General features: G+C 57.6%; 9 protein-coding genes and 1 tRNA gene. 7 read left to right on the top strand and 3 right to left on the bottom strand.

Annotated elements, in window-relative coordinates; genetic code table 11:
- Positions 1-541: 541 nt before the first annotated feature.
- Positions 542-907, bottom strand: coding sequence for a hypothetical protein (locus ACW9HX_RS28545; protein WP_457383145.1), 366 nt, complete (start codon positions 905-907; stop codon positions 542-544).
- Between the two features lie 118 nt (positions 908-1,025).
- Here ACW9HX_RS28545 and ACW9HX_RS28540 point away from each other — a divergent pair, with 118 nt between their 5' ends.
- Complete coding sequence (locus ACW9HX_RS28540) at positions 1,026-1,772, top strand: hypothetical protein (protein ID WP_457383144.1); 747 nt, start codon at positions 1,026-1,028, stop codon at positions 1,770-1,772.
- A 34-nt stretch (positions 1,773-1,806) separates the two neighbouring features.
- Here ACW9HX_RS28540 and ACW9HX_RS28535 read toward each other — a convergent pair whose 3' ends face one another.
- Together ACW9HX_RS28535 and ACW9HX_RS28530 are read right to left on the bottom strand one after the other, a co-directional pair.
- Positions 1,807-2,136: a hypothetical protein gene (locus ACW9HX_RS28535; protein WP_457383143.1), complete on the bottom strand. Its 330-nt coding sequence runs from the start codon at positions 2,134-2,136 to the stop codon at positions 1,807-1,809.
- 132 nt (positions 2,137-2,268) lie between these two features.
- Positions 2,269-2,353: transfer RNA gene (locus ACW9HX_RS28530), tRNA-Leu, on the bottom strand.
- Between the two features lie 108 nt (positions 2,354-2,461).
- Between ACW9HX_RS28530 and queA the strand changes: the two genes are divergently transcribed.
- The 6 genes from queA to ACW9HX_RS28500 all read left to right on the top strand — a co-directional run bounded on the left by queA (position 2,462) and on the right by ACW9HX_RS28500 (position 8,561).
- A complete protein-coding gene (gene queA, locus ACW9HX_RS28525; RefSeq protein WP_457383142.1) occupies positions 2,462-3,511 on the top strand; it encodes a tRNA preQ1(34) S-adenosylmethionine ribosyltransferase-isomerase QueA in 1,050 nt (349 codons plus the stop codon).
- Between the two features lie 14 nt (positions 3,512-3,525).
- Positions 3,526-4,641, top strand: coding sequence for a tRNA guanosine(34) transglycosylase Tgt (tgt, locus tag ACW9HX_RS28520; protein WP_161794909.1), 1,116 nt, complete (start codon positions 3,526-3,528; stop codon positions 4,639-4,641).
- 43 nt (positions 4,642-4,684) lie between these two features.
- Positions 4,685-5,020: a preprotein translocase subunit YajC gene (gene yajC / locus ACW9HX_RS28515; RefSeq protein WP_041071802.1), complete on the top strand. Its 336-nt coding sequence runs from the start codon at positions 4,685-4,687 to the stop codon at positions 5,018-5,020.
- A gap of 64 nt (positions 5,021-5,084) precedes the next feature.
- On the top strand, positions 5,085-6,956 hold the full coding sequence (gene secD / locus ACW9HX_RS28510; protein WP_457383141.1) for a protein translocase subunit SecD: 1,872 nt from the start codon (positions 5,085-5,087) through the stop codon (positions 6,954-6,956).
- Between the two features lie 9 nt (positions 6,957-6,965).
- A complete protein-coding gene (gene secF / locus ACW9HX_RS28505; protein ID WP_457383140.1) occupies positions 6,966-7,880 on the top strand; it encodes a protein translocase subunit SecF in 915 nt (304 codons plus the stop codon).
- Positions 7,881-8,012: 132 nt separating this feature from the next.
- A complete protein-coding gene (locus ACW9HX_RS28500) occupies positions 8,013-8,561 on the top strand; it encodes a glycine zipper 2TM domain-containing protein (RefSeq protein WP_085709392.1) in 549 nt (182 codons plus the stop codon).
- Positions 8,562-8,649 lie beyond the last annotated feature (88 nt).

Below are 8,649 nucleotides of genomic sequence, written 5' to 3'. Positions count from 1 at the left end.
GGTTTTGTTTTGCCCGCAGGAAAGTTCGTACGGCATTCTCGGACGCCTTGCGGCTATCGCAATCTACTGAGTTAAGGCGTCTGCGAATGCAAGAGCTGTCTACAAGTGCGATTGGCAGCGGAGTGTAGGTATTTCGTGAGAGGCTATCCAGGGCGTCCCTGAAGGGTTGGAGCTACCTTGTGAGGCTTCTTGAATGGAGTCGCATTGGAGGCTGGCTGTGGCGCTCTCTCGGCCTCTCAGGTGTCGGTGGCAGTCAACGATGATGCCGCCAAGCTGCCAGGGGCGTGGCAACAAGAAATCGACAAAGCTGCCGTTGAGACTGTCTCGACAGGTGAGGGTGGAACTATTTTGAAGAGATAGGGACACTATCCCAGACAGCAAAAAGCCCGTTGGTAATCACTTATGACCAGATCATCGTGCAGGGGCGGGCTCAGGCCTTCTTCCTTATAGGCGAGTTTGAGGGAAGCTGGAAAAAGGGGATTTTTTGCGAAGTGAACACTAGCAATGGGCGGCAAAATAGCAAAACGGTCACGCCGTCCGATCACATGTTGGGGAAATAATTCACAGCAATAAACAGCAGGGTCGCCATGCCGGCGGCAAACCCACACACCGCGCCCAGCAACTGACGTGCAACCGGATGTTCCGGTTGACGGCGATTGGCAATCCACAACCATACACCCGCCAGAACGCTCGCACTTGTGATGAACACCACCAGACTGCGATCCAGGTTTGGCGTCGCCATCGTCGTACCAATGACTCGGTCGTAAATCAGCGTAAACACAATGCCGGTTACCACGCTACTTCCGGCGCCAGCAAGGTTGCCAAGCAACAGGTTCCACTCACCCCGTTGTTTCACCACCCACAGCCAAGTTCCAGCCATCACCAGCAAGCACAACAAAGCATCCATTGGTTTATTCCCGAGTGCGTGATAACGGAGGCGGCGACAGACTTCCAGCTAGAGTGGACGGCAAGATAGCAAAATAGTAGCTTCGCGCCACTTTCTTCATCTGTGTAACGGACTACACATGCCTAGCGTTTCTTATGTCTCGCGCCTGCTAAGCGCTTTCCTCGCAATTGTAATAACTCCGGCGCTTGCCGCCGAACCCGCTGAGTCCGCCTGGAAGGCATACCTCTCCGATTGTGAGCGTTTTCAACAAGTGATGAACGACGTTCAAAACGGGATCATGGCTGCCAGGGACGCGATGTTCCGCGTCGATAGCTTGATGCGACCGGTCTTCGTTCATCGTGAGCACCTCACCCAGGCAAACCTGGCCTCTCCCGATTATGCCCGTTGCGAAAACGTCATTGCCCAAGCGACCGAGATCTGGAACAACGAACATAATGTTCAGGACAAAGAGATTCTTCAGCAGGCCTTAAAGGCCCAGGCCGAGCATCTGGAGTCCCCGGAATACCAGCGCGCCCGCGCTCTGGGCTTTAGCGATGTTGGCGAGCTCGGCAAGCTCCACGAAATCGCCGAGGATCCGGAAATGGATGGTGAAGCGTATCTGAAGACATTGATGATCACGGTCGACTGGCGTTGTGGCCGACGTTTCCGCGCCGTGCGATACGTCAAACCTTATGTGATCTACAACACCCATCCCGATGAGGGCAGTTGCGCAATCTACAGAGAGGTCGCGGTGCTGGGCGGAGCAATGGTGGAGAGGGGCGATACCATCGATCGGGATACGATTTTTCAATACGTGGGATGGAAGAAGCTGGAAGGGCCCGGCGGGTTCCCCGTCGACATTCAAGTGGTAAAAGTGCGCAAGTAATCCGAGGGGCTGTTTCTTCAGATCGTGCGTCTGATTACAGAATGTCCTTCAAATAACCCTTGAGCGCGAGGAGCGGCTGATCCAGCTGCTCCAGCGACTGCGCGTGACTGAAGTCGGTCGACAACTTGTGCAGTTCCCGCCCCAGCGGTTTCTCAACGCCACCCAGCGCATCCATCGCCAATTCCAGGCACTCGTTCATCTTGAACTGGATGGTATCGACATCCCCACGTCGCACCAGCAACTCGAATACGTCTTTCTGATAATCACCCATGACCATGTCATCCCGCAGAATCGGGCTCAGGCCTTCTTCCTCGTAAGCGAGCTTGAGGGAGAACAGGGCGACGGTTTCCAGTGACGTTTCCATGCAGTGAATCCTTTGAGATGTCCTGTCGGTGAAACAGAGGAAGATCAAAAGATCGCAGCCTGCTCTTACTACGGCAGCTACTTTCCGGCAGGCGAAAAAAAAGGCCTTGCTAAGCAAGACCTTTTTTAATTTTGGTGCCCCGAGGGAGACTCGAACTCCCACTCCTTTCGAAAACGGATTTTGAATCCGCCGCGTCTACCAATTCCGCCATCAGGGCTCAATGGCGGCGAAGTATAGAGAGGTACCTACCGTTGGTCAATCACGTTTCATGGTCAATTTTCGATATTTCCGCTAGACTTTCCGGCCCTGCTAGACGAACTCCATCATGCGCGTTGCTGACTTTACCTTCGAGCTTCCTGATTCGCTGATCGCCCGCCACCCTTTGGCCGAGCGTCGCGGTAGTCGCCTGTTGACCCTGGATGGGGTCAGCGGTGCCCTGGCACACCGTCAATTCACTGATCTGCTTGAGCATCTGCGCCCGGGCGATCTGATGGTGTTCAATAATACCCGGGTGATTCCCGCCCGGCTGTTCGGTCAGAAGGCGTCCGGCGGCAAGCTGGAAATTCTCATCGAACGCGTGCTCGACACGCACCGTGTGCTGGCTCATGTGCGCTCCAGCAAGTCGCCGAAACCGGGTTCGAAGATCCTCATCGACGGTGGAGGCGAAGCCGAGATGCTGGCTCGCCACGACGCCCTGTTCGAGTTGGGTTTCGCCGAAGAGGTGCTGCCGCTACTCGACCGCGTCGGGCATATGCCACTGCCTCCCTATATTGATCGCCCGGATGAGGGCTCGGATCGCGAGCGTTATCAGACCGTGTACGCCGAGAAGCTCGGCGCGGTGGCAGCGCCGACGGCCGGGCTGCATTTCGACCAGACACTGATGGAAGCGATCGCCGCCAAGGGCGTGGAGACCGCGTTCGTCACGCTGCACGTCGGTGCCGGCACGTTCCAGCCAGTGCGCGTCGAGAAGATCGAAGACCACCACATGCACAGCGAGTGGCTGGAAGTCGGCCAGAATGTGGTCGATGCAGTCGCGGCCTGCCGCGCCCGTGGCGGTCGGGTAATTGCCGTCGGCACCACTAGCGTGCGTTCGCTGGAAAGTGCTGCCCGTGATGGTGTGCTCAAGCCATTCAGCGGTGACACCGACATCTTTATTTTCCCGGGCCGGCCGTTTCATGTGGTCGATGCCCTGGTCACCAATTTCCATTTGCCCGAATCCACATTGTTGATGCTGGTCTCGGCGTTCGCTGGTTATCCCGAGACCATGGCCGCTTATAAGGCCGCGGTCGACAACGAATACCGCTTTTTCAGCTACGGTGATGCGATGTTTATCACCCGTAACCCCGCGCCACGTGGCCCCGAGGAAACAGAATGAGTCGCCAATGTCGTATGTCTTTTGAGCTGCTTGCCACCGATGGCAAGGCTCGTCGTGGTCGCCTGACCTTCCCGCGTGGCACCGTCGAGACCCCGGCTTTCATGCCGGTGGGCACCTACGGCACGGTCAAGGGCATGTTGCCGCGTGACATCGTCGCCACCGGCGCGGAAATCATTCTGGGCAACACCTTCCACCTGTGGCTGCGTCCTGGCACCGAAGTGATCAAGGAGCATGGCGACCTGCATGATTTCATGCAGTGGAAAGGCCCGATCCTGACCGACTCCGGCGGTTTCCAGGTATTCAGCCTCGGCGCCATGCGCAAGATCAAGGAAGAGGGCGTGACCTTCGCCTCTCCGGTCGACGGTTCGAAAGTGTTCATGGGTCCGGAAGAATCGATGCAGGTCCAGCGTGACTTGGGTTCGGACATCGTGATGATTTTCGACGAATGCACCCCGTACCCGGCTGACGAAGATGTCGCCCGTGTGTCCATGGAGCTGTCGCTGCGCTGGGCCCAGCGTTCGAAGAATGCCCATGGCGACAACACGGCGGCGTTGTTCGGCATCGTCCAGGGTGGCATGCATCAGGACCTGCGCATGCGCTCGCTGGAGGGGCTGGACAAGATCGGCTTCGACGGTCTGGCTATCGGCGGTCTGTCGGTGGGTGAGCCCAAGCATGAAATGATCAAGGTGCTGGATTATCTGCCTGGCATGATGCCGGCTGACAAACCTCGTTACCTTATGGGCGTTGGCAAACCGGAAGATCTGGTTGAGGGTGTGCGCCGCGGTGTGGACATGTTCGATTGCGTGATGCCAACCCGTAATGCCCGCAATGGGCATCTGTTCATTGATACAGGCGTGCTGAAGATCCGTAACGCGTTCCATCGCCATGATGATTCGCCGCTGGATCCGACCTGCGATTGCTATACCTGCCAGAACTTCTCGCGTGCTTATCTGCATCATCTGGACAAGTGCGGCGAAATGCTCGGCAGCATGCTCAATACCATCCACAATTTGCGCCATTATCAGGTGCTGATGGCTGGTTTGCGCGAGGCTATTCAACAGGGTACATTGGCCGCCTTTGTCGATGCCTTCTACGCCAAACGCGGGCTTCCCGTTCCGCCTTTGGACTGAGTTTTCTGACCCCAAGATTCAACATTTGCAACTGGAGTGCTAAATGAGCTTTTTTATCTCTAATGCCATGGCTGACGCGGCTGCACCGGCTGCAGCGCCTATGGGCGGCGGCTTCGAGTGGATTTTCCTGGTCGGCTTCCTGGTCATCTTCTACCTGATGATCTGGCGTCCACAGGCCAAGCGCGCCAAAGAGCAGAAGAACCTGCTGAGCAGCCTGGCGAAGGGTGACGAAGTAGTCACCACCGGCGGCATCGCCGGCAAGATCACCAAAGTGGCCGATGACTTCGTGGTTCTGGAAGTTTCCGACACCGTGGAAATGAAGTTCCAGAAGGGCGCCATCGCCGCCACGCTGCCAAAGGGCACGCTGAAAGCGATCTAAGGTTCCAACTTCTACTCAATCGACGGGGCGCGCAAGGCGCCCCGCGTTCATAACGGGCGGCGTGATGCTGAACAAATATCCTCTGTGGAAATACATTCTGATCCTGGCGGTGCTGGCGATCGGTCTGATTTATTCCGCTCCCAATCTATACCCCGATGACCCGGCCATTCAGATCAGCGGCGCCAGCACGGCTCTGCAGGTCAATCAGGCCGATCTGGATCGCGTGAGCGCCGCGCTCAAGGAATCCGGGATCAACGTCAAGGCCTCGAGCCTGGCTGCGAACGGCAAGGGCGGTCTGATCCGTCTGACCAAGGCTGAAGACCAGTTGCCGGCCAAAGACGTTGTCCGCAAGGCATTGGGTGATGACTACGTCGTCGCGCTGAACCTGGCACAGACCACCCCGCAATGGCTGCGCAGCCTGGCCGCGCATCCGATGAAGCTGGGTCTGGACTTGTCCGGTGGTGTGCACTTCCTGCTGGAAGTGGACATGGACAAAGCCCTCGATGCACGCCTGAAAGTCTACGAAGGCGACGTCAAGAGCCTGTTGCGCAAAGAAAAACTGCGTTATCGCAGCCTGCCGCAGCTCAATGGCGCCATTCAACTGGGCTTCAGCGATGCTGACTCCCGTGAACAGGCCCGCGTGCTGATCCGCAAGAACTTCAACGATTTCGACATTGTTCCGGCTGACCTCAACGGTCAACCGGTGCTGCGTCTGGCGATGACCCCGGCCAAGCTGGCGGAAATCCGTGAATACTCCATCAAGCAGAACTTGACCACGGTACGTAACCGCGTCAACGAGCTGGGTGTTGCCGAACCGATCGTTCAGCGTCAGGGTGCCAACCGTATCGTGGTTGAGCTGCCGGGCGTACAGGACACTGCCGAAGCCAAGCGTATCCTCGGCAAGACGGCCAACCTGGAGTTCCGTCTGGCTGCAGAGCCGGGTGCTTCGAAAGCTACTTCCGAGACTTTCGAGTTCCGCGAAGGCAAGCGCCCTCCTGCACAGATCGAGCGTGGCCTGATCATCACCGGTGACCAGGTGACCGATGCCAAGGCTGGTTTCGATTCGCAGCACGGTACGCCTGAAGTGAACATTCGTCTGGATGGCCACGGTGGTGACCTGATGAACCGCGCGACCCGCAGCAACGTCGGTCGCAGCATGGCGGTGATCTTCATCGAACAGCGCCCGGTGACCACCTACGTCAAGCAGATGGTCGACGGCGTCGAAAAAGACGTGCCGGTGCAGACCTTCAAGGAAGAGAAGAAAATCATCAGCCTGGCGACCATTCAGTCTCCGCTGGGTGCGCAATTCCGTATCACCGGCCTGAACGGCCAGGGCGAGTCGTCCGAGCTGGCGCTGCTGCTGCGTGCCGGTGGTCTGGCTGCTCCGATGTACTTCGCTGAAGAACGTACCATCGGCCCTAGCCTGGGGGCGGACAACATCACCAAAGGTATCGATGCATCGCTGTGGGGCATGCTGTTCGTCTCGCTGTTCATTATCGCCATCTACCGCTTCTTCGGCCTGATCGCCACCGTCGCACTGGCGGTGAACATGGTGCTGCTGCTGGCGCTGATGTCGCTGCTGGGTGCAACCCTGACTTTGCCGGGTATCGCCGGTATCGTTTTGACCATGGGTATGGCGGTCGACGCCAACGTGCTGATCTTCTCGCGGATCCGTGAAGAGATCGCCGCCGGCATGACCGTGCAGCGTGCAATCAACGAAGGCTTCGGCCGGGCATTCACCGCGATTCTCGACGCCAACCTGACAACATTGTTGGTCGGCGGCATTCTCTTTGCGATGGGCACGGGCCCGGTCAAAGGTTTCGCAGTGACCATGTCCCTCGGGATCTTTACCTCGATGTTCACGGCCATCATGGTGACCCGCGCAATGGTCAACCTGATCTTCGGCGGACGTGACTTCAAGAAGTTGTGGATTTAAGGGGCTGCCATGTTACGTACAATCAACTTCATGGGCGTTCGCAACTTTGCGTTCGGCGTCACAGTGTTTCTTACGGTGCTGGCTATTTTCAGCGTCTTCCACAAGGGCATGAACTGGGGTCTGGACTTCACCGGCGGTACGCTCATCGAGCTGACCTACGAACGTCCGGCTGACGTCACCAAAGTGCGTGAGCAACTGGTGACTTCCGGTTACCACGAAGCCATCGTGCAGAACTTCGGTGCAACCACCGATTTGCTGGTGCGTATGCCGGGTGAAGACCCGCAACTGGGCCATCAGGTTGCAGAAGCGTTGCAGAAGGTCGGCGGTGACAACCCGGCGACCGTCAAGCGTGTCGAGTTCGTCGGCCCGCAGGTCGGTGAAGAACTGCGCGACCAGGGCGGCCTCGGCATGCTGCTGGCACTCGGCGGCATCCTGATCTACCTGGCTTTCCGCTTTCAGTGGAAATTCGCAGTCGGCGCCATCGTTTCGCTGATTCACGACGTGATCGTGACCGTAGGTATCCTGTCGTTCTTCCAGATCACCTTCGACCTGACGGTGCTGGCGGCGGTGCTGGCGATCATCGGTTACTCGCTGAACGACACCATCGTTGTATTCGACCGGGTGCGTGAGAACTTCCGCGTGCTGCGCAAGGCTTCGCTGATCGAGAACATCAACATCTCGACCACCCAGACCCTGTTGCGCACCATGGCCACTTCGATCTCCACGCTTCTGGCGATTGCGGCGCTGCTGTTCTTCGGTGGGGACAACCTGTTCGGCTTCTCCATCGCCCTGTTTATCGGTGTTCTGGCGGGTACTTACTCGTCGATCTACATCGCCAACGTGGTGTTGATCTGGCTGAATCTGTCGACAGAAGATCTGATTCCGCCGGCCAATACCGAGAAGGAAGTCGACGACCGTCCTTGAGGCTCTTGATTTCAGAGCATTCTTTCGGCGGTACGAGGCAAAAAAGACGCGAGTTGAACTCGCGTCTTTTTTTTTGCTCCAAGGCTGGGAGAAGCGCGGGCGCGTCCCGCATGTGATGGTCAGGAGGTTCATGTGAACAAGTCGTTACTGGTTGGTGCGGTATTGGGTGCTGTCGGTGTGACTGCCGGGGGTGCTGTTGCCACCTACAGCCTGGTTAAAAGCGGCCCTGAGTATGCGCAGGTTTTGGCTGTCGAACCGGTCAAGACACAGATCAAGACTCCACGTGAAGTATGCAAGGACGTCGCTGTGACCCGGCAGGCGCCGGTCAAGGATCAACATCAGATTCTCGGTACCGCCATCGGTGCCGTGGCGGGTGGTTTGCTGGGTAACCAGATCGGCGGCGGCACCGGCAAGAAAATTGCCACGGTGGCCGGTGCGGTCGGTGGCGGTTATGCCGGCAACAAGGTGCAGGAAGGCATGCAGAATCGCGATACCTACACCACCACCCAGACTCGCTGTAATACGGTGAATGACATCAGCGACAAGGTCGTAGGTTATGACGTCCGCTATTCGCTGGACGGCAAGGAAGGCAAGGTGCGGATGGATCGTGATCCGGGCAACCAGATTCCGGTAGACAAGGAAGGCAAGCTGATTCTTTCTCAGGCACAGCCGGGGCAGTGATCTGCTGAAAGCTGATAAGAAAGCACCCATCGGGGTAATGCCGATCAGTTAAGCCTTCTCGCTTGACCTTTGGCCGCAAGAAATCAAA

The organism is Pseudomonas sp. SDO52101_S400 (assembly GCF_054071635.1).
Note: the sequence above shows the minus strand (reverse complement) of the source record. Positions and strands in the feature narration are given on the sequence as shown.